Raw genomic sequence first — 18,053 nt, forward strand, 5'->3', positions numbered from 1 at the left:
TCGGCGGACGATGGTCTGCCCGGAGGAGCCCCCACCATGAAGCTCGGCTTCACCCTTCCCCTTGTCGGGCCCGCTGTCAGCGGCGCTGGTCGATCTGGACAGCACCTACCTGACCCGCGGGCCGCAGATGGGGCGTCACCTGGATCCGTTGCTGCTGTTGACGGTCGCCGCGACGGCGACCAGTCGGATGCGGCTGGTCACCAGCACGCTCAGCACGTTCTACTACGAGCCGCCGCACCTGGCCCGGTTGCTGACCACGCTCGACGTGCTCAGCGACGGCCGCCTCGGCCTCGGTGTGGGGCTGGGGTGGATGAAGGAGGAGTACGAGGTCGCCCGCAACGCCGACTGGCACCGGCGCGGCAAGATGCTCGACGACGTGCTGGCGTTCCTGCAAGCGTGGTGGACGACCACCCCGGTGTCCTGGAACAGCGAGTTCTTCTCCCTGCCGCCGGTCCACGCCGACCTGCGCCCCGTCCAGGCGGGTGGGCCACCCATCTGGATCGGCGGTGAAAGCGAGGCCGCGATGCGCCGGGTCGGCCGCGTCGGCACCGGCTGGCTCGGGGTCGAGGGGCCGCCGGCCGCCGCGTCGATCCCCGGTCGCGACGAGAGTACCGACCACCTGTGGTCGATCGCGCGCCGCGCCGCGCGGCGCAGGACGCAGGCCGCGATCCCGACGCGCTGAAGACGGCCATCCGAATCAACGTCGGCCCGGGCACGTCCGTCGACTCGCTTGCGGACAGGCTGAAGCAGCTTGCCGAATCCGGTACCGACGAGGCCTACGTGGATGCCTTCGCGATGCTCCACAGCCTTGATCAGATGCTCGACTTCGCCGGCCAGGTGATCGCGCGAACCGGCGGATTGTGACGACCGAAGAGCCGTCGCCGGCAGCCGACCCGCGTCGCCTCGCTGATCGGGCTGGCTCTCAGGACCGCAGGGGCACGATCGTCAATTCGCGCTGAGGCGCGGGTCCCTACCTGGTCCTGGCTGAGGGCGTGCGGCTCATCGGAACGGGCGGTCATCCGTGCTGCGCGGCGTGTAGAGCATGACCCAGTGATCCCGGTCGGGGTCGTGGAGCATCTCGATGTCGTAGCCCAGCATGAGCTTCACCGCTGACCGCCAGGTGCCGACCTCACCTCGTTCCCAGTGGTCGCGGAAGCTCGCGCTGTTCGCCGTCGAGGATCTCGCGCTGCGCCGGCGCTGACGGCATGAGTGTCACTCCGCGCAAGATCGAAGGCCCGCGTGCGAGTCGGCGGTGATCCGGCCGATCCACCCGTGCTGCTCCTGCACGGCGTCGGCCGCAGCCTCGAGGACGGAATTGGCGACGGGCAGGTACTGCAGGCGCGGCTTGCCAGACGATCAGAGGACGTCGCTCGGGGCTCTGGCCGCGCGGACCGGGCTGTCCGTCAAGAAGATCCGGTTCTACGCCGACAAGGGGATCGTTCCGGCGACCTGTCACAGCCCGGCCGGCTACCGCCTCTACGACGTGGCCGCCCTGGCTCGGCTGGAACTGGTCCGCACGCTCCGCGCCCTCGACGTCGACCTGGCCACGATCCGGCGCGTGCTGGCCGAGGAGACCTCGCTGGCCGAGGTCGCCGCCGCGCACGCGGCGGCCCTCGACACACACATCCGGGTGCTGCGCCTGCGGCGTGCGGTGCTGGCCGCGGTCGCCCGCCGGGAATCGACCCCCCGGGAGATGGATCTGATGCACAGACTGGTGAACCTGTCCGATGCCGAACGGCGCCACTTCATCCACGATTTCATCGACGACGCCTTCGGCGGTGTCGACGCCAACCCGGCCATGGTGGAACTGCTGCGTTCGAGCATGCCCGAACTCCCCGACGACGCCACCCTCGAACAGGTCGAGGCGTGGATGGAACTCGTGGAGCTGGTGCAGGACAACGACTTCCGGGCCGCGGTGCGGCGGATGGCCGAGTACCAGGCGGCCCAGCGCGCCGGCGGAGACACCACCGGCCTGCACCACGAGCTGACCGAGACCGTGCGCGGGGACGTCGGACGGGCGCTTGCCGCGGGGATCGCGCCGGACTCGCGGGAAGCCGGCGGCGTCGTCGCCGCGCTCACCGCGCGCTACGCCGAGACCTTCGGTAAGGCCGACGACAACCAGCTGAAGCGATGGATCCTCGAACGGCTCGAGGTCGCGAACGATCCTCGCGTCACGCGGTACTGGCAGCTGGCCGCCACCATCAACGGCTGGGCCCCGCTCCCGGACCTGCAACCGGTGTTCAGCTGGTTCGGCCAGGCACTGCGCGCTCACCACGACAGCCGGACCTGAGGCCCCGGCGTCCTCGATAGCGAACGGATAGCGCGGCTGAGCCACGATCTCCCGGTCGATTCCCGTTAGTGAGAGGAGTGATCATGGCTCGCATGATCAACACCCTGGGTGACCGGTTGCTGGGGCTGTTCCTGCGCGAGGTCAAGGCCGGCGCCTGCGTCGCCGAGCACGGCCAGGTCTGCAAGACGTTCCACTACGACTGCTACGGCAGCTGCAAGTAACCGCGACGCCCATGCCTTTCCCGCCGCGGCCTCGCGGCGGGAAAGGCGTTGCCGCGCAAAGGAGGTTCACCGATGATCGGCGCCCAGTTCGTGCTCGCCGCCCGGGTGCTGACCGGGCTCGTGTTCGCGGTCGCGGCCGTCGGCAAGCTCGCCGGGCGGGTGCGGCTGGCGGAGTTCGCCGCGTCGCTGTCGCCGCTCGGCCGGTCGCCGGTGGGCTGGCTGCCGATCGCCGCCGGGACCGCCGTCGCCGAGCTGGCCGTCGCCGTGCTCGTCGCGTTCCCCGCCACCCACCGGCTCGGGCTCGGGCTGGCGACGGCGGTGATGCTCGTGTTCTGCGCCGCGATCGCTCGTTCGATGCGCCTGGGCCGCCGCGTCACCTGCCGCTGCTTCGGCCGCTCCGGGGCGGTGCTCGGCCGTGCCCACCTCGTCCGCAACGCGCTCCTCGCCGGGTGGGCCGCGGCGGCCCTCGCCGTTCCGCAGGGGCCCGGTCTCGGACTCGACACCGCCGCGGCCGCCGTGCTCGTCGGCGCGTTCGCCGCACTCGTCGCAATCAACTGGGACAGCCTGGCCGGCCTGGTCGGCAAGGCGGACACCGCCCATCGCTGAAAGAGGTATCTCATGTCGTTCCTGGTGGCCGTGGTCGCGGTGCTGGCCGTGCTGACGGTGCTCAACCTCCTGCTGTCCTCGGCGATCGTCCGGATGCTGAAGGAGCAGCGCCGGCCGGTGACGCCCGCGCTGCCCGCCGTGGGCACCGAAGTCGGGGCGTTCGAGGTGACCGACGCCGGCGGCCTGACCGTCACCGACCGCGAGCTGGACGACGCGCTCGTCGCGTTCCTGTCGCCGACCTGCGGGCCTTGCCGGCGCATCGCCGCCCAGCTGACCGAGCCGACCGTCGCGTTCGTGCTCGACGGCGGGGACCGCGACAAGGCCGTCGAGTACGCGGCCGGTCTGGGACCCTCCGTGCGCGTCGCCTTCGTCGGCGACCGCAGCCCGGTGTCGGCCGCGTTCACCGCGGGTGATGTCACCCCGACCCTGATCCGCGTGCGGGACCGGCGGATCGCCGCCGCCGGCCACGACCTCGACGCCGTGCGTCCGCAGCACGCCCGGTGAGCCTGTTCCGGGCGGCGGGCCCCGCGTTCGGTGTCGCCTGGCGTGCGTCGCGGGTGGCCACCGGCGGCACGATCGCGCTGGCGGTGCTCGCCTCGGCCCTGCCGGCGGTGTCGGCCTGGCTCGGGAAGCTGATGTTCGACGAGCTGACCGGCGGCCGGGACAGCGGCCTGATCGTGCTGCTGGCCATCGGCTCGGCGGCCGGCCTCGCCGTCGCGACCGCGATCACCGCGGTCGCCTCGTACTGCACCTCGATCGTGCGGGCCAAGTCCGCGATCGAGGCGGAGGACCGCCTGGTCGGCGCGGTCGGTGCGCTGCCGGGGCTGCGCCGGCTCGAGGACCCGGCGTTCCTCGACCAGGTGCGGCTGGCCGAGCAGGGCGCGCAGGAGGCGGCACCCGCGGTGCTGGCCCTGATCGTCGAGTCGGTGCGCACCGTGGTCGCCGTGCTCGCGTTCGGCGGCGCGGTCCTGCTCGTGTGGCCGCCGATGGCCGGGCTGCTCGCCGCGTCACTGGCGGCCGCGGCGATCTCCCAGCTGACCCTGTCCCGTCTGCGCGCGCGGGAGGTCGAGGCGATGATGGCCACCCACCGCGAGCGGTTCCTGTTCCGCTCGCTGTGCTCGGACATCCGGGCGGCCAAGGAGATCCGGCTCTTCGGCCTCGCGGACCTGTTCCGGTCGCGCATGGTGACCGCCGTCCGCACGGCCACCGCGAGCGAGTGCGCGATGCAGCGCCGGATCGCGGTCGCCGGGATCACCGCCGCGATCGTGTCGGCGGTGGTGGCCGGCATCGCCCTCGTGGTCGCCGCGACCGGCGCCGCCCGCGGGGCGTTGTCCATCGGCGACGTGACGCTCTTCACCGCCGCGGTGGCCGGCATCCAGTCACCGGTGGGCTCGCTGCTGGGCCAGCTCGGCCGGGCCGGCGGCTCGCTCGGGTTGTTCAAGCACTACCTCGACGTGGTGACGACCGCACCCGACCTGGCCTCCGGGACGGACGCCGTGCCGGAGCTGAAGGCCGGCATCGAACTGCGTGACGTGTGGTTCCGGTACGACCGGACCGGCCCGTGGGTGCTGCGCGGGGTCGACCTGATGATCCCCAGCGGCGCGGCCGTCGGGCTGGTCGGGGTGAACGGCGCGGGCAAGTCGACGCTCGTGAAGCTGCTGTGCCGCTTCTACGACCCGGACCGCGGCCGTATCCTGTGGGACGGCGTCGACATCCGCTCCTGCGACCCGGCCGCGTTGCGGGCCCGCATCGGCGCCACGTTCCAGGACTTCACCAGCTACGACCTGACCGCGGCCGACAACATCGGCATCGGCGACGTCACCCGCCTCGGCGATCTCGACCGCGTGCGCGCGGCGGCCCGCCTCGCCGAGATCGATCCGGCGCTCTCGGCGTTGCCGCGCGGCTACGAAACCCTGCTGTCCAGGGCGTTCCTGGACGTCGACGACAAGGCCGGGGCGGCCCTGTCCGGCGGCCAGTGGCAGCGGGTGGCGCTGGCCCGCTCGCTCATGCGCGACGAAGCCGACCTGCTCATCCTCGACGAACCCAGCTCCGGCATGGACGCCGACGCCGAGACCAGGACCCACGAGGCCCTGCGCGGCCACCGGGCCGGCCGGACGAGCGTGCTGATCTCCCACCGCCTCTCCGCCCTGCGCGGTGCGGACCGGATCGTCGTGCTGGGCGGCGGCCGGGTGATCGAAGAGGGCACCCACGACGAGCTGCTCACCGCGGGTGGCGAGTACGCCCGGCTGTTCTCGTTGCAGGCCAAGGGATACGCGATGGTGGAGGCGTGATGGCCGGGCTCGTCGTGGTCTTGGTCGTGCTGGTACTGCTGGTCGTGGTGGTGCGCCGCCGTTACGTGGTGGTCCGCGTCCGGGGCCACAGCATGTCCCCGACCTTCCACGACGGCGAGCGGGTGGTCGCGACCCGGCGGCGGCACTACCGCGTCGGCGACGTGATCGTCTTCCGCCCGCGAACCGGGTCCACCAATGACACCGACGTCGCGTGGCGCATCAAGCGCATCGCCGCGGTCGCCGGTGACCCGGTCCCCGCCTGGCTGGGGACGGACCACCCGGTCGTCCCGGCCGGCCGGGTGGTGGTGGTCGGCGACAACACCGGCCACAGCCAGGATTCCCGCCAGCTCGGCTACATCGAGATTTCCGGCGTCGCGGGCGCGGTGCCCGACCGCCCGGCGGGCGGCTGACCGTCGATCTCCGCCAGCACCTTCTCCACCCCGGCTCGTTCGACCGGGCTGTCGAACCGGTCCTGCAGGTCCAGGGCCGCCTGGGCGATGCGGCGGGCGGCGGCCCGGTCACCGGCGGCCAGCTCGATCGAGGCCAGGGCGAGCATCGCGGCGGACTCGGCGTCCGGGCGGCGGGTGCGGCGGGCCAGGCCCAGCGCGCGGTCCGCGGATCGCCGGGCGGCGTCCGGGTCGCCGTTCGCGCGGTGGGCGTCGGCTTCGGCGGTGAGGCACCAGGTCTGGCCGATCGGGTCGCCGTTGCGCTCCGACAGGCAGCGGGCCTGTCCGGCGAGCTCGGCCGCGGCCGCCGCGTCGCCGCAGGCCAAGGCGGTGCGCAGGACCACGAGCCGCACCTGCCCGCGGGTCTTCCAGTCACCGGCGGCGTCGGCCAGGCGCAGGGCCTTCGTGCCGTGCGCCGTCGCCGCGCGCAGGTCGCCGAGGTGGTCCCGGTACAGGGCGGCCAGTGTGCCGTGACAGCCCGCCATTCCGGCCAGGTTGCCGGACTTCCGGAAGCACACGACGGCCTCGCGCAGGGAAGTGATCGCGCTGTGCCAGTCCCGGCAGCGCTCGTACGCGTCACCCAGCTTGGTCAGCACCTCCGCCCGCAGCGCGAGGTCGACGTCGGCCAGGGGCACCTCGTTCAGGATGGCGACCACGTCGGCGTACCGGCTGCGGTGCATCCGCGCCGTCGCCGCGACCAGCGCCGCGGTCACCCGCACCACCGGGTCCGGGCCGGCGACGTTCGCCAGCCGCGCGGCCGCCCGGGCGCCGTGGTCGGACAGGTCGAGCCGCACGAGCGGCGCGCGCACCACCAGCAGCAGCGCCGCCGCGGGACGGAGCAGGCCGCCGCGCACGGCCAGGCCGAACACGGCGAGCAGGACGTCGACGTCCGCGCCCACCCACGGCAGCGGCTCCTGCACCACGTGCCCCACCACGTCCTGGCCGAGGGGCGCGGCGGTCTCGGCAACCACCGCGTACCCGACCCGCATGCCCAGCATGCCCTCGCAGGCGTGCCGGGTCAGCGCGACCGCCCACCCGGCCAGCCGGTCCAGGGCGCGCGGACCGAGCGGCGGGCCGACCGTGCGGCAGTAGGCCCGGACCAGGTCGTGCATCCGGTAGCGGGGCATCCCGTCGCGCCCCGGCCCGGCCTGGTCGAGCAGGTTCATCGCGCACAGGTGGGCCAGCACCTCGCCGGTGCGGGGGAGTGGCACGTCGAGCACGGGGGCGAGCGGCCAGCCGGTGAACGTCGGCGCCCCGATCGCCGCCAGCGCCAGCATCGCGGCCCGCGCTTCCCGGTCCAGCAACCGGAAGCTGGCGTCGAGGCTGTCCCGCACGCTGCGCTGCCCGACCGTCAGCTCCCGCATCCGCCTCGACTCGTCGGACAGTCGCGCGGCCAGCTCCGCCACGCCGAGCTTCGGGTACGCGGCGAGCTGCGCCCCGGCGATCCGCAAGGCGAGCGGCACACCCCCGCACGCCTCGATCACCGTGGCGACCGTGCCCTCGTCCTCGCCCAGCCGCGCCGCGCCCGCCGCGTTCGCGAGCACCGTCCCGGCCACCGGGTCGGACAGCGGCGCGAGCGGCACCCGGACCGCGGGCTCCACCTCGGGCAGAACGGACCTGCTGGTCACGATCGTGGCGCAGCCCGGATCGGCGGCCAGGAGCGGCTCGATCTGCGCGGCGGTGGCGGCGTTGTCCAGCACCACGAGCACCCGCCTGCCCGCCGTGCGGCTGCGGAACTCGGCCGTGCGCTCTTCGACGGCGGCCGGCATCGACCGCGCCGGCACACCCAGGGCCCGCAGGAAGCCGGCGAGGATCTCGTGGGGTGCGGCCGGTCTTGTGTCGGCGCCCCGCAGGTCGGCGTAGAGCTGCCCGCCGGGGTAAGCGTGTGCCGACGCCGCGCCCGCGTGCAGGGCCAGCGCCGTCTTGCCGATCCCGGGCATCCCGGTGATCAGCACCAGCGGTGGCGTGTCGGTCCGGCGCGCCACCGCGGCCCCGATCGCGGACGACTCCGCGTCGCGCCCGGCGAACCCGGAGGTCCGCGGCGGCAGCTGGGCGGCACCACGGTCACCGCCGGAGGCGTCTCGACGGAGAGGATCTCCGCCTCCAGCGCGAGCAGCTCCCGGGAGGGATCCATGCCCAGCTCGTCGCGCAGCACGCGCCGGGCCTCCTGGAACGCCGTCAGGGCGTCGGCCCGCCGCCCGGCGCGGTGCAGCGCCAGCATCCGCCGGTGGTGCAGGCCCTCGCGCAGGGGGTGGGCCTGCACCAGCGCGGTCAGCTCGGGCAGCAGCCGGGCGGCCCGCCCGCATGCGATCTCCGCGTCGATCCACTCCTCGGCCAGTCCGATCCGCAGCTCGTCCAGCCGGGGCTGCTCCACGCCCGCCAGGTGCGCGGTCACCCCGCCCAGCGGCGTCCCGGTCCAGCGGTCGAGCGCGGACCGCAGCAGGCCGGCCGTGCCCGCCGGGTCCCCGGCCGCCCGCGCCGTGACCAGCAGCTGCCGCACCTCGTCGACGTCGGCGAGGCAGTCCAGCAGGTACCCGCTCGGCACGGTGACCACCGCCCCGCCCGCGCCGGCCCGGTCGAGCGAGGCGCGGAGCTTGGACACCTGGATGTGCACCTGGGTCCGCGCGGTGGCCGGCGGCAGCTCGCCCCACAGGGCGTCGATCAGCCGTTCCACCGACACCGGCTGCCGGCAGGCGAGCGCCAGCGCGGCGAGCACCGTGCGCCCCAGCCGCCCCTTGACCGGCACCGGTGTCCCGTGGACCCGCGCGCCGACCGGGCCGAGGACCGTGGCTTCCAGCAATCCGTGCCCGCACCCTTCACGATCGTGTGGCGACCCCGGGACCGCGCGCAGGCGCCCGGCACCGCGGCGTGCTGACGCTGCCAGCGGCGCGAGAGCACCGTCAACCGGCCCGAAAACGTTTCGCGCTGGCCCGAAACATGAGGCTGGTGCCCGGATCGGGGCAACCACCGACCTGGCGGCGCGCCACAACTGTTCGTTGTGTCACTAGGGTGCGGGGGTGGACCTCGACGCGGTACGGACCTTCCTCAAGGTCTCCTCGGAAGGACAGTTCCAGCGCGCGGCCGACGAGCTCGGCATCACCCAGCAGGCCGTCTCGAAGCGCATCGGGGCCCTCGAGCGTGAGGTCGGCGTGGTTCTCTTCGCCCGCGGACCCCGCGGCGCCACGCTGACCGTCGACGGCCAGGCGTTCCTGCCGCACGCCCACGAGCTGCTGCAGGCCGAGGACCGCGCCCTCGCCTCGGTGACGCCCGGACGCCGAGCGCTGCGAGTCGACGTACGGAACCGGCGGACGGCACCGGCCACGCTCCTGCACGCCTTCTACCGGCAACACCGCGAGCGCGACCTGGACGTCGTCGCGTTGCCCGATCTCACCCTCGAGGCGGCGCTGGCCGCCGTCGCCAGTGGCGCCGTCGACGCCACGTTCCGCGGCCTGACCGACCCGAAGAGGCAACTCTCCGGCACGGGACTCTCCAGCGCCCTGGTCATCGAGGACCGCCACGAGCTGCTGGTCGGCCCGAAGCACCCGCTTGCCGATGCTGCGTCCGTGACCCCACGCCGGCTCGCCGATCATCCGATCTGGATGCCGGGGCTGCCCCGCGGGGACGAGGTCGCGGCCTACTACGCCGAGCTCGGCGCCACCTTCGGGCTCACCATCGACGTCCTGGGCCCGGCGTTCGGGGCCGAGGTGCTGATGACCGAGATCGCCGAGTCGGCGACGCTCGCGAACCTCGTCGGCGAAGGCTCCCGCTACCTCTGGCCCGCGCACTACGACCTTCGCCGCATCCCGATCGTCGACCCCACCCCGGTCTTCCCGCTGTGGGTCGTCTGGCGCACCGGCAACCGGCAGCCCGATCTGGCCGAGCTGCTCGCCTTCCTCGAAGCCGACTTCGCCGGCCGGAAAGGGGGCGACAGCTGGCGCCCGTCCTGGGGACGCGACGGCCACTAGTCAGAGCACCGGCGGTCGAAGAGATCCCGTCCTGGGGATGCGGTACGTTGCACGTACTACGTGGCGCGTAGTAACGTGCGGGCGACCGAAGGGGCCGCTCATGCCGAACGACGCTCAGATCTTGGTGCTCTACGCGCTGACCGATGGCCCGCTGCACGGGTACGCGATCAACACCGCGATCGACGAGCTGACCGGTGAACGGCTGGGGCCGGGCAGTCTCTACGGTGCGCTCGCCCGCCTGGAGGCGAAGGGGCTCGTCGAAGCTCTCGACGGTGAAGGTCGACAACGCCCGGTGCGGATCACCGAGCAAGGTCGCGTTGTGCTGGAACGTGAGCTGCGGGCCATGGCGCGGGTCGCCGACGCCGGTCTTCGGCGGCTTGGCGTGCGGCCGGCATGACCGTCGTGCGGTGGCTCGTGCGGCTCTACCCGCGGGCGTTCCGGGAGCGCTGGGGTGCCGATCTGGCGGCGGACGCCGGCGCGAGCGACTGGGCGGACCTGCTCGTGGGCGCGGCCGACGCGTGGCTGCACCCTGCCGTCTGGCCCGCGCGCTCAGCCGCCCAACGCCAAGCCCGGGTCACCGCGATGGCGGTGATCGTCACCGGGATCGGCTGGTTCGCCGTGCACCTGATCGTCGAGGACGGTCGCGGGCTTTCCCGGGTACTCGACGTCTGTGCGGTCGCCGTGGTGGCCGGCCTGGGGCTTGTCGCACCGCGGCCGAACCCGGCCACCCTGATGGCCCTCGGGCGACGGCTCGTGCGCGGGCTCGCCGGACCGGCTGTGCTCGGCCTCATCGTGGTCGCCGTTGTCCACGCCACCAACGGTTCCTTCGCGCCGCCGGTCCGGCTCACGCTGCTGCTGTGCTGGTGGGGTGCGTGGGGTCTGGCCGTGATCCAGGTCGGCAGGGCGGTCGCCGGGATCGGACCGGTGCCGGCCGTGCCCCCGCGGCGCTTCCGGCTCGGGGTCCGGGTGCTGGCCACGGCGGCCGCGGCCATCGGGGCGACGCAACTGGTCGCCGGGGCGGCGCCGGCGCTCGGGCTGGTCCTGCTCGCGACACCCCTGGTCCTGCGAACCCCGGAAACCGCGGCCTGAAAGGCGGGCAGATGCGCATCACCGCACCGCTCTACGCCCTGTACGCACGGCGCCTGCGCAAGCAGCTCACCGGCAGGGACCTGCCGGACCACGTCGGGCTGATCATGGACGGCAACCGGCGCTGGGCCCGGCAGCAGGGCATGGCCAACCCCAGCCTCGGCCACCAGTACGGCGCCGAACACGCCGAACGCGTGCTGTCCTGGTGCGAGTCGCTGGGCATCCGCTACGTCACGGTCTTCTTGTGCTCCACCGAAAACCTGACCCACCGCGCCGACGGCGAGGTGGCGTTCCTGATGGACGTCGTCGAGCGGCTCGCCACCGAGCGGCTGGCCCGGCCGGGCGCACGGTGGCGGGTCCACGTGGCCGGCGCGGTCGATCTGCTGCCGGCCAGCACGGCAGGCGCGCTGAAACACGCCGCCGAAGCCACCCGGGACTGCCTGACCGGCGCCCACGTCACCCTGGCGATCGGCTACGGCGGCCGCCAGGAGATCGTCGACGGCCTGCGTGACCTCCTGGTCGAACGCGCCACCGCCGGCAGCACCCTCGCCGAGGTCGCGGACACCCTGACCGTCGACGACGTCGCCGCGCACCTGTACGCGCCGGAGCAGCCGGAACCCGGCCTGATCATCCGCACCAGCGGCGAGCAGCGCCTGTCGAACTTCCTGCTCTGGCAAGGCGCCTTCGCGGAACTGCACTTCTGCGACGCCTACTGGCCGGCCTTCCGCGAGATCGACTTCCTCCGTGCCCTGCGCAACTACGCGGGCCGGCAGCGCCGGCGCCCTTGACGCGGCAGGATCAGCTGTCCTGCGCGGTGGTGGTGGCGACGTCGACGAAGCCGTGCACGAGCGGCCTCCGGTCCCGGCGCCGCCACGCGACGACCAGCGGGCTGGGGGCGACGCCGTCCACCGGGACGACGACGATGCCGGGCGCCCGGGTGATCGTCAGCGGCGCGAGGCCGATCGAGTCCGACCACAGCACGGCCTGGACGCACTCGCGCACGGTTCGCACGATGGTGTCGGCCTCGCCTCCGGGCTCGCGGCCGCCGGCCCAGTACGCCCGCCAGAGCGCGTCCGCGGTGTCCGGGACGCGGAACCAGCGCCGGTCGCGCAGTTCGTCCAGCCGGACCCGGTCCCGGGACGCCAGCGGGTCGGCGGCGCGCACGATGACGCCGACCGGGTCCCGGCGGATCTCGGCGACCACGACCCCCGCGGCGTCGAACGGGCCGCGGGTGAGGGCGACGTCCACCTGCCCGCGATCGACCCCGACGGTGGGGTCGGTGAGATCACCTTCGACGACACGGATCCCGACGCCGGGGTAGCGGGCGCGGAACGCGTCGATCAGGGACCGCCCCGCGCGGTCCACGCTGTCGGCGAGGGTCCCGATGGTGAGGGTGCGCGGTTCGGCCGCCTGCGACACCACCGACGGCAGGGACTCGACCCGCGCGAGCACCTCCCGGGCTTCCGGCAGTAGCGTCTGGCCGGCCTGGGTCAGGGTCATGCCACGGACGGACCGCGTGAACAGCTCGACGCCGAGGTCGCCTTCGAGCTGCTGGATCGCCCGGCTCAGCGGGGGTTGCGACATGTGCAGCCGGGCCGCGGCCCGGCCCACGTTCAGCTCCTCCGCCACCGCGACGAAGTAGCCGAGGGACCGCAGATCCACCACCCTCGGACCATACCCTGACGGTATGGCCCGGTCTGATCAGGTGTTGGACCTCGCACCCGCCGCCGGGGTCTGATCGTAGGGTGAACGACAAGAACGAAAACCCGCGGGGAGACCGGATCGGCCGGGGCATCGCGGTGTACGCCGAGACGTTCGGCGTCAGCCCCGGCGACCTGCCGGACGTGTTCGCGGAGCGGGTCGGCCGCCGCTTCGCCGACGAAGCCGTCCTCGCCGCAGGCGGGCCGGCGTGGCACGACCCGGCCCTCGACGACCGCGGCCGCAGCGTCGCGATCCTGACCGCGCTGATCTGCGAGGGCGTGCGCGGCAACCGGCTCACCACGCACCTGGAACGCGCGGTCCGCGCCGGGCTCGACCAGCCGGCGCTCGAGGTCCTCACCGTGGTGCTGTCCCTGTACGTCGGCCAGGCCCGCACGTCCGTGGCGGCCGAGGAGATCCACCAGTTCTTCCAGGACCAGCGCCCGGAAACCACCACTTCGGAAAGGCCCGACGCACCATGATCCACCTCTGGACCGCCCTGGCTCTCGTGGTCATCGCCGGCGCCCTGATCGTGATCCGTTCGTTCCGGCCCGCGCCGCTTCCGGCGCCGGAGCCGTGGACGGGTCCGCTGCCGGCCGCGTCGCCCCCGGCCGGGATGGCGCTCTACCAGCTCCCGACCGGCACGTACGAGAACCGGGCCGCGCTGGCCTACCGCGGTGGCTCGTTCGGTGACCTCCGGAAGTTCGCGGCCACTGCGGTGCTCGTCCGGCACCCGGCCGGCGACCTGCTGATCGACGCGGGTTTCGGCGCGGACGTCGAGGCGCACATCGCGACCATGCCGTCCTACCGGCGCTCGCCGCACGACCTCGGCGCCACGGTCCGGGACCAGCTGCGGGACCGGAACTACGACCCGGCGCGGCTGCGCGGCGTCGTCATCACCCACGCCCACTGGGACCACGTCAGTGGGCTGGCCGAGCTCGACGTCCCGATCTGGATGAACGCGGCCGAGAGCCGGTACGTCGAGCGGGCCAAGGACGCCTCGGTGTTCCGCGACGTCGCCCGCGGGCACGAGATCCACCACTACACCTTCGACGGCCCGCCGTACCTCGGTTTCCCGGCCAGCCACGACGTCCACGGGGACGGCTCGGTGGTCATCGCCGAGGCCGGCGGTCACACGGACGGCTCCGTCGTCGTGTTCGTGACCCTTCCCGGCGGCGGCCGGTTCGCGTTCATCGGCGACCTGACCTGGCAGTGCGAAGGCGTGACGCTGCGGGCGGAACGGCCGAAGCTGCTGCGGATGCTGGCGGACGTCGAGCCGTCGCAGGTGCGGGACGGCCTCCTGCGCGTCATCGCCCTGTCCGGCCGGATGCACGTCGTGCCGGCCCACGACGTCCACGCCTACGACCCGATTCCCGAGTGGACGGCCGGCAGCTACAGCGGCGTGTGACCGCCGCCGGTCACGGCCCGCGGTGGGGCAGCCAGGCGAACACGGTGGTCCCGTGCCCGCCGGTGTCGGTGATGACGATGCCGCCGCGGTGGGCCGTGACGATCTCACGGGCGATGGCGAGCCCGAGTCCGCTCGTCCCGCTCGCGCGGTCCCGGCTGCCGTCGAGCCGGACGAACCGGTCGAAGACCCGGTCCCGGTCTTCGACCGGGATGCCGGGGCCGTCGTCGGCGATCTCGACGACCACCCGCCCGCGGCCGGTCGTCGTTCTGATGTGGACGGACGTCTCCGCGTGCCGGACGGCGTTGTCGAGGACGTTGCGGAACAAGCGTTCCAGGTGGCCGGCGTGGCCCAGGACGACCGCGTTGCCGGTGCTCTGAACGTCGATCGTCACGCCGTCGGCCGGCGTCGAGGCCCGGATGTCGTGCAGCAGCCGGCCGATGTCCACTTCGGACGCCTGCGCCGTCAGCTGGTGTTCGTCCGCCCGGGCGAGCAGCAGCAGCTGCTGGATCAGGTCCTCGAGCCGCTGGGACTGCCGGGTGGCCCGCTCGGCGATCTCGGGCCAGGGGGCGCGCTCGCGGTGGGCGAGCCCGACCTCGAGCGTGGTGCGCAGCGCCGCGAGCGGGCTCCGCAGCTCGTGGGAGGCGTCGGCGACGAAGCGCCGTTGCCGGCCGGCCGAGTTCTCCAGGCGGCCGAGCATGTCGTTCATCGTCCGGGCGAGCGAGCCGATCTCGTCGGGCGTGCCCGGCTCCGGCACCCGCCGGGACAGATCGGCCGAGGTGATCTCGGTGACGGCGTGCCGGATCCGCTCGACCGGGCGCAGCACCCGGCCGACGATCAGCCAGACCGTGACCGCGGCGACGAGGAGGATGACGGGAAAGCCGAGGAGCAGGTTCGAGGTGAACGCGTCGCGCAGCTGGGTGAGCAACCCGGTGGGGGTGCCGGCCAGCACGGTGACCGGCTGCCCGCCGACGACCTGCCGGACCGCGACCACGCGGACGTCGTCGGGGACGACGCCGTCGGCCGCGGCCGTGCGCCGCGGGGTGCCGGACCCGGTGCTGTACATCGCGGGCAGGCCGGCCAGGGTGCGGGTCGCGGCGAGCACGTGCCCGTCCGGGGCGAGGACCTGGGCCTGGGCGTCGGCGTCCAATGTGGACGGTGCCAGCAGCCGCGGCCACGCGCCGTTCGCGGCGGACTCCGTGATCTCGACGGCGTAGGCGCGCAGCTGGCCGTCGAGGGTGCGGTCGACGGACTGGACCTGCAGCAGGTAGAGCAGCACGATCCCCAGGACCACGGCGCCGGTGATGACGAGCCCGGCGACCAGCGTGAGCCGGACCCGCAAGGTGTGCCACCGCGGGTGGTCACCGCTCATCGGCGTCGTCCCGGATGAGGTAACCCTGGCCCCGCAGGGTGTGGATCACGCCCGGGCCGCCGGGCCGGTCGAGTTTCCGGCGCAGGCGGTGGACGGTGACCTCGACGACCGCCGGGCCGCCGTCGTAGGCGGTGTCCCAGCAGTGGTCCAGCAGTTCGGCCTTCGACACGACCTGGCCCTGCTTGCGCAGCAGGTACTCCAGGACGGTCAGCTCGCGGGTGGTGAGGTCGAGTGCGACGCCGTCGTGGACGACGGTGCGCCCGGCGGGGTCGAAGCGCAGGCCGGCGGCGGTGAGGACCGCGGGACGGCGGCCGAGCCCGCGCCGGGTCAGCGCCCGCAGCCGGGCGAGCAGGACGGGGTAGGCGAACGGCTTGACCAGGTAGTCGTCGGCGCCGCAGTCGAGCCCCTCGGCCTGGTCGAGGTCGTCGTCCATGGCCGTGAGCATCAGGATCGGCGTCCACAGCCCGTCGGCGCGCAGGCGGCGGCAGACCTGGTAGCCGTCCAGCCCGGGCAGCATGACGTCCAGGACGATCACGTCGTGGGCCGTTTCCCGCGCTCGCCACAGGGCGTCCCGGCCGTCGGCGGTGACGTCCACGACGTACCCCTCCGCCCGCAGTCCCCAGGCGAGCGACGCGGCCATGGCCTCCTCGTCCTCGACCACCAGTATCCGCATCGCCCCAGTATTGCCGGGCGACGGCAAAAGCGCGTTTACCCGCTGAAAGGGTCCTGTAAGGCGGTTTTCGCGAAGCTCCTGCCGTGACGCACTTCCCGAAGCGCCGTGCGCTGGTTCCGGTCGCGTGCCTGGCGTTCCTGCTCGCTGCGAGCCCGGTGACGTACGCCGATTCGCCGTCTTCGGGTGGCGACGTCACGGTGGCCCAGACCCTCGGCGACCGCGAACTCACCGTCGTGCTGCGCCGCATCACGAGCGTCCCCGGCCCGCTGCACCTGGACGTCGTCACCCACGCCGGTACCGCGCCGGGCCGGCTCACCGTGGCGGCCCGGGCGACCGCCGAAAGCGGCGCGCCGGCCACCGCCGCGGTCGACCTCGGGGCGGAACCGCGGGCCTACAGCGCGGTCGTGACCGTGGACCGGCCCGGACCGTGGGAGCTGGCCCTGGGCGATGGGACGCGCACCGCCCGGATTCCCTTCGTGGTGCCCGTTCAGGTGATCTCGCCGCCGGAACGCCTGGTGTACGGCGGTTTCCTCGCGGCGGGCGTGCTGCTGCTGGTTTCGGTCGTGACGGCGACCCGGACCCGCCGGACGGCCTGGGCGGTGCTCCCGGCCGGCGGGATGGTGGCCGGGTTGGCGGTCGCCGTGACCGCCGCGGTGCTCTCGGCGTCGTTGCCGCTGCCGCCGCAGCCCGGTCCGCAGCTCGATCCGACCGTCGCCAACGTCACCGATCCGTACGCGCTGACCCAGCCGATGACCGGCGACTACTCGCGCCCGCCGGTGGTGCTCACCGTGGACGGCGCGCCGGCCGCGGGACACGCGAGCGACCTCGGGCTCACCCTCACCGACGGGTCGACGGGCCTGCCGGCGGACGACCTGGTCGTCCACGACAGCGCCCTGGTCCACCTGCTGCTGATCGGCCCGGACGGCGAGCTGTGGCACGAGCACCCGATCCGGACCGCCCCGGGCCACTACGCACTGCACGTCACGCCGCCGATGCCCGGGCACTACGCGCTGTCTGTCGAACTGGTCCGGCGCGGTGGCGGGGTCCAGCTCGTGCACGCCGCCGCCGGGATCGACGTCACGGGCACGTCCGCGTCGCCGGCGGTCCCGGCCCCGGTCCGGCTCGGTGCCGGGCAGCTCACCGGCGTGACGGTGCCGGGCGGCATCACCGTCACCACGACCACGCCGGCGGCGGGGGAGCCGACGACGGTGACCGCGCGGGCCGGCGACACCGGCGACCTGCAGCCCTGGCTGGGCATGGCCGGGCACCTCATCGTCGCCGGGCCGCTGCCGCCCACGGCGCCGGTGGGAGCGGCGGCGCAGACGGCGCCGGTGTGGGCGCACGTCCACGCCATGGGTTCGACGTCCACAATGGACCCTTCGCGGCCCGGGATAGCCGGCCTTCCGCCGGTCAACGGCGACAGCGCCCCCGACGAGACCGTCGCCGCCTACGGGCCGGACGTGCCGTTCACCTACACCTTCCCGGTGCCCGGCCGGTACCGGCTCTGGATCCAGGTCGAACGCCGCTACGCCGTGCTGACGGTCCCGGTCGTGCTCGACGTCGCCCCCGCACCCCGGGAGACCCCGTGACGCCCACCCGCTCCCGCCGCGGGCTCGCCGTCGCCATCGGCGTGACGGTCGCCGTCGTCGCGGTGCTCGTGGCGGTGTTGTGGCCCAGCCCGGCCGGCCCCGCCGTGCTGCACGCGGCTTCGGCGCGCTACGCGGTGACGGCCACGGTACGGAACCCCAAGCCCGGCAGCACTTCCGTCGACATCGACGTCACGGATCCGGCCGGTCGCCCCGTTTCCGGGGCCGCGGTCCGGGTCCAGCCGGTGATGCCGCAGATGGGCCACGCCGGCCCGCCGGTCGCCGCCGTGCCCACCGGTGGCGGCGGCTACCGCGCCGACGGCGTGCCGCTGATGATGGCCGGCTCGTGGCAGCTGCTGCTGTCGGTCGGCGCGGACCACCTCACGCTTTCCGTCCCCGTCTCGAACTGAGAAA

General features: G+C 73.8%; 21 protein-coding genes. 16 read left to right on the forward strand and 5 right to left on the reverse strand.

Annotated elements, in window-relative coordinates; all coding sequences use genetic code 11:
* Nucleotides 1–61: 61 nt before the first annotated feature.
* From VA596_RS25695 to VA596_RS25730, 8 genes are all read left to right on the forward strand, one after another.
* Nucleotides 62–682 carry an LLM class flavin-dependent oxidoreductase gene (locus VA596_RS25695; RefSeq protein WP_323330705.1) on the forward strand — a complete coding sequence of 207 codons (621 nt, stop codon included), beginning with the start codon at nucleotides 62–64 and terminating at the stop codon, nucleotides 680–682.
* Nucleotides 622–864, forward strand: coding sequence for a hypothetical protein (locus tag VA596_RS25700; RefSeq protein ID WP_323330706.1), 243 nt, complete (start codon nucleotides 622–624; stop codon nucleotides 862–864). Before VA596_RS25695 ends, VA596_RS25700 begins: the two co-directional genes overlap by 61 nt.
* A gap of 481 nt (nucleotides 865–1,345) precedes the next feature.
* On the forward strand, nucleotides 1,346–2,290 hold the full coding sequence (locus tag VA596_RS25705) for a MerR family transcriptional regulator (protein WP_323330707.1): 945 nt from the start codon (nucleotides 1,346–1,348) through the stop codon (nucleotides 2,288–2,290).
* Nucleotides 2,291–2,373: 83 nt separating this feature from the next.
* Nucleotides 2,374–2,511 (forward strand): hypothetical protein, encoded by a 138-nt coding sequence (locus VA596_RS25710; protein ID WP_196425463.1) that lies wholly within the window; start codon nucleotides 2,374–2,376, stop codon nucleotides 2,509–2,511.
* 72 nt (nucleotides 2,512–2,583) lie between these two features.
* A complete protein-coding gene (locus VA596_RS25715; protein ID WP_323330708.1) occupies nucleotides 2,584–3,117 on the forward strand; it encodes a MauE/DoxX family redox-associated membrane protein in 534 nt (177 codons plus the stop codon).
* A 12-nt stretch (nucleotides 3,118–3,129) separates the two neighbouring features.
* Nucleotides 3,130–3,621, forward strand: coding sequence for a hypothetical protein (locus tag VA596_RS25720; RefSeq protein ID WP_323330709.1), 492 nt, complete (start codon nucleotides 3,130–3,132; stop codon nucleotides 3,619–3,621).
* The gene (locus VA596_RS25725) at nucleotides 3,618–5,408 is read left to right on the forward strand and encodes an ABC transporter ATP-binding protein (protein WP_323330710.1); all 1,791 of its coding nucleotides are present in this window, start codon (nucleotides 3,618–3,620) and stop codon (nucleotides 5,406–5,408) included. Before VA596_RS25720 ends, VA596_RS25725 begins: the two co-directional genes overlap by 4 nt.
* Nucleotides 5,408–5,818, forward strand: a complete 411-nt coding sequence (locus tag VA596_RS25730; protein ID WP_323330711.1) for a S26 family signal peptidase — start codon at nucleotides 5,408–5,410, stop codon at nucleotides 5,816–5,818. Before VA596_RS25725 ends, VA596_RS25730 begins: the two co-directional genes overlap by 1 nt.
* On the opposite strand, the gene VA596_RS25735 is transcribed toward VA596_RS25730, so the two are convergent.
* Complete coding sequence (locus VA596_RS25735) at nucleotides 5,761–7,839, reverse strand: NB-ARC domain-containing protein (protein ID WP_323330712.1); 2,079 nt, start codon at nucleotides 7,837–7,839, stop codon at nucleotides 5,761–5,763. The two genes, VA596_RS25730 and VA596_RS25735, sit on opposite strands and share 58 nt — an antisense overlap.
* The gene (locus tag VA596_RS25740; protein WP_323330713.1) at nucleotides 7,803–8,654 is read right to left on the reverse strand and encodes an AfsR/SARP family transcriptional regulator; all 852 of its coding nucleotides are present in this window, start codon (nucleotides 8,652–8,654) and stop codon (nucleotides 7,803–7,805) included. The genes VA596_RS25735 and VA596_RS25740 overlap by 37 nt, the downstream gene beginning before the upstream one ends.
* A gap of 217 nt (nucleotides 8,655–8,871) precedes the next feature.
* Between VA596_RS25740 and VA596_RS25745 the strand changes: the two genes are divergently transcribed.
* The 4 genes from VA596_RS25745 to uppS all read left to right on the forward strand — a co-directional run bounded on the left by VA596_RS25745 (nucleotide 8,872) and on the right by uppS (nucleotide 11,693).
* Nucleotides 8,872–9,819: a LysR family transcriptional regulator gene (locus VA596_RS25745; RefSeq protein WP_323330714.1), complete on the forward strand. Its 948-nt coding sequence runs from the start codon at nucleotides 8,872–8,874 to the stop codon at nucleotides 9,817–9,819.
* Between the two features lie 100 nt (nucleotides 9,820–9,919).
* Nucleotides 9,920–10,216 (forward strand): PadR family transcriptional regulator, encoded by a 297-nt coding sequence (locus tag VA596_RS25750; protein WP_323330715.1) that lies wholly within the window; start codon nucleotides 9,920–9,922, stop codon nucleotides 10,214–10,216.
* The gene (locus tag VA596_RS25755) at nucleotides 10,213–10,908 is read left to right on the forward strand and encodes a hypothetical protein (protein WP_323330716.1); all 696 of its coding nucleotides are present in this window, start codon (nucleotides 10,213–10,215) and stop codon (nucleotides 10,906–10,908) included. The genes VA596_RS25750 and VA596_RS25755 overlap by 4 nt, the downstream gene beginning before the upstream one ends.
* An 11-nt stretch (nucleotides 10,909–10,919) precedes the next feature.
* Complete coding sequence (gene uppS, locus VA596_RS25760; RefSeq protein WP_323330717.1) at nucleotides 10,920–11,693, forward strand: polyprenyl diphosphate synthase; 774 nt, start codon at nucleotides 10,920–10,922, stop codon at nucleotides 11,691–11,693.
* 10 nt (nucleotides 11,694–11,703) lie between these two features.
* Here uppS and VA596_RS25765 read toward each other — a convergent pair whose 3' ends face one another.
* Nucleotides 11,704–12,570, reverse strand: a complete 867-nt coding sequence (locus VA596_RS25765; protein WP_323330718.1) for a LysR family transcriptional regulator — start codon at nucleotides 12,568–12,570, stop codon at nucleotides 11,704–11,706.
* An 80-nt stretch (nucleotides 12,571–12,650) separates the two neighbouring features.
* Here VA596_RS25765 and VA596_RS25770 point away from each other — a divergent pair, with 80 nt between their 5' ends.
* Both VA596_RS25770 and VA596_RS25775 read left to right on the forward strand, forming a co-directional pair.
* Nucleotides 12,651–13,085: a carboxymuconolactone decarboxylase family protein gene (locus VA596_RS25770; protein ID WP_323330719.1), complete on the forward strand. Its 435-nt coding sequence runs from the start codon at nucleotides 12,651–12,653 to the stop codon at nucleotides 13,083–13,085.
* The gene (locus VA596_RS25775) at nucleotides 13,082–14,011 is read left to right on the forward strand and encodes an MBL fold metallo-hydrolase (protein WP_323330720.1); all 930 of its coding nucleotides are present in this window, start codon (nucleotides 13,082–13,084) and stop codon (nucleotides 14,009–14,011) included. Before VA596_RS25770 ends, VA596_RS25775 begins: the two co-directional genes overlap by 4 nt.
* Before the next feature lie 10 nt (nucleotides 14,012–14,021).
* On the opposite strand, the gene VA596_RS25780 is transcribed toward VA596_RS25775, so the two are convergent.
* Together VA596_RS25780 and VA596_RS25785 are read right to left on the reverse strand one after the other, a co-directional pair.
* A complete protein-coding gene (locus tag VA596_RS25780) occupies nucleotides 14,022–15,380 on the reverse strand; it encodes a sensor histidine kinase (protein WP_323330721.1) in 1,359 nt (452 codons plus the stop codon).
* Nucleotides 15,370–16,053, reverse strand: a complete 684-nt coding sequence (locus tag VA596_RS25785; RefSeq protein WP_323330722.1) for a response regulator transcription factor — start codon at nucleotides 16,051–16,053, stop codon at nucleotides 15,370–15,372. Before VA596_RS25785 ends, VA596_RS25780 begins: the two co-directional genes overlap by 11 nt.
* A gap of 83 nt (nucleotides 16,054–16,136) precedes the next feature.
* On the opposite strand from VA596_RS25785, the gene VA596_RS25790 reads away from it, so the two are divergent.
* Complete coding sequence (locus tag VA596_RS25790; protein ID WP_323330723.1) at nucleotides 16,137–17,642, forward strand: hypothetical protein; 1,506 nt, start codon at nucleotides 16,137–16,139, stop codon at nucleotides 17,640–17,642.
* A complete protein-coding gene (locus tag VA596_RS25795) occupies nucleotides 17,639–18,049 on the forward strand; it encodes a FixH family protein (RefSeq protein ID WP_323330724.1) in 411 nt (136 codons plus the stop codon). The genes VA596_RS25790 and VA596_RS25795 overlap by 4 nt, the downstream gene beginning before the upstream one ends.
* Nucleotides 18,050–18,053 lie beyond the last annotated feature (4 nt).

Origin of the sequence: Amycolatopsis heterodermiae (assembly GCF_034929455.1) — a bacterium.
Lineage (GTDB): Bacteria > Actinomycetota > Actinomycetes > Mycobacteriales > Pseudonocardiaceae > Amycolatopsis > Amycolatopsis heterodermiae.

Coding starts and splice junctions, on each gene's coding strand:
- VA596_RS25715 (WP_323330708.1), top strand. CDS start 2,584: ATGATCGGCGCCCAGTTCGTGCTCGCCGCCCGGGTGCTGACCGGGCTC.
- VA596_RS25755 (WP_323330716.1), top strand. CDS start 10,213: ATGACCGTCGTGCGGTGGCTCGTGCGGCTCTACCCGCGGGCGTTCCGG.
- VA596_RS25720 (WP_323330709.1), top strand. CDS start 3,130: ATGTCGTTCCTGGTGGCCGTGGTCGCGGTGCTGGCCGTGCTGACGGTG.
- VA596_RS25710 (WP_196425463.1), top strand. CDS start 2,374: ATGGCTCGCATGATCAACACCCTGGGTGACCGGTTGCTGGGGCTGTTC.
- VA596_RS25785 (WP_323330722.1), bottom strand. CDS start 16,053: ATGCGGATACTGGTGGTCGAGGACGAGGAGGCCATGGCCGCGTCGCTC.
- VA596_RS25730 (WP_323330711.1), top strand. CDS start 5,408: ATGGCCGGGCTCGTCGTGGTCTTGGTCGTGCTGGTACTGCTGGTCGTG.
- uppS (WP_323330717.1), top strand. CDS start 10,920: ATGCGCATCACCGCACCGCTCTACGCCCTGTACGCACGGCGCCTGCGC.
- VA596_RS25750 (WP_323330715.1), top strand. CDS start 9,920: ATGCCGAACGACGCTCAGATCTTGGTGCTCTACGCGCTGACCGATGGC.
- VA596_RS25780 (WP_323330721.1), bottom strand. CDS start 15,380: ATGAGCGGTGACCACCCGCGGTGGCACACCTTGCGGGTCCGGCTCACG.
- VA596_RS25775 (WP_323330720.1), top strand. CDS start 13,082: ATGATCCACCTCTGGACCGCCCTGGCTCTCGTGGTCATCGCCGGCGCC.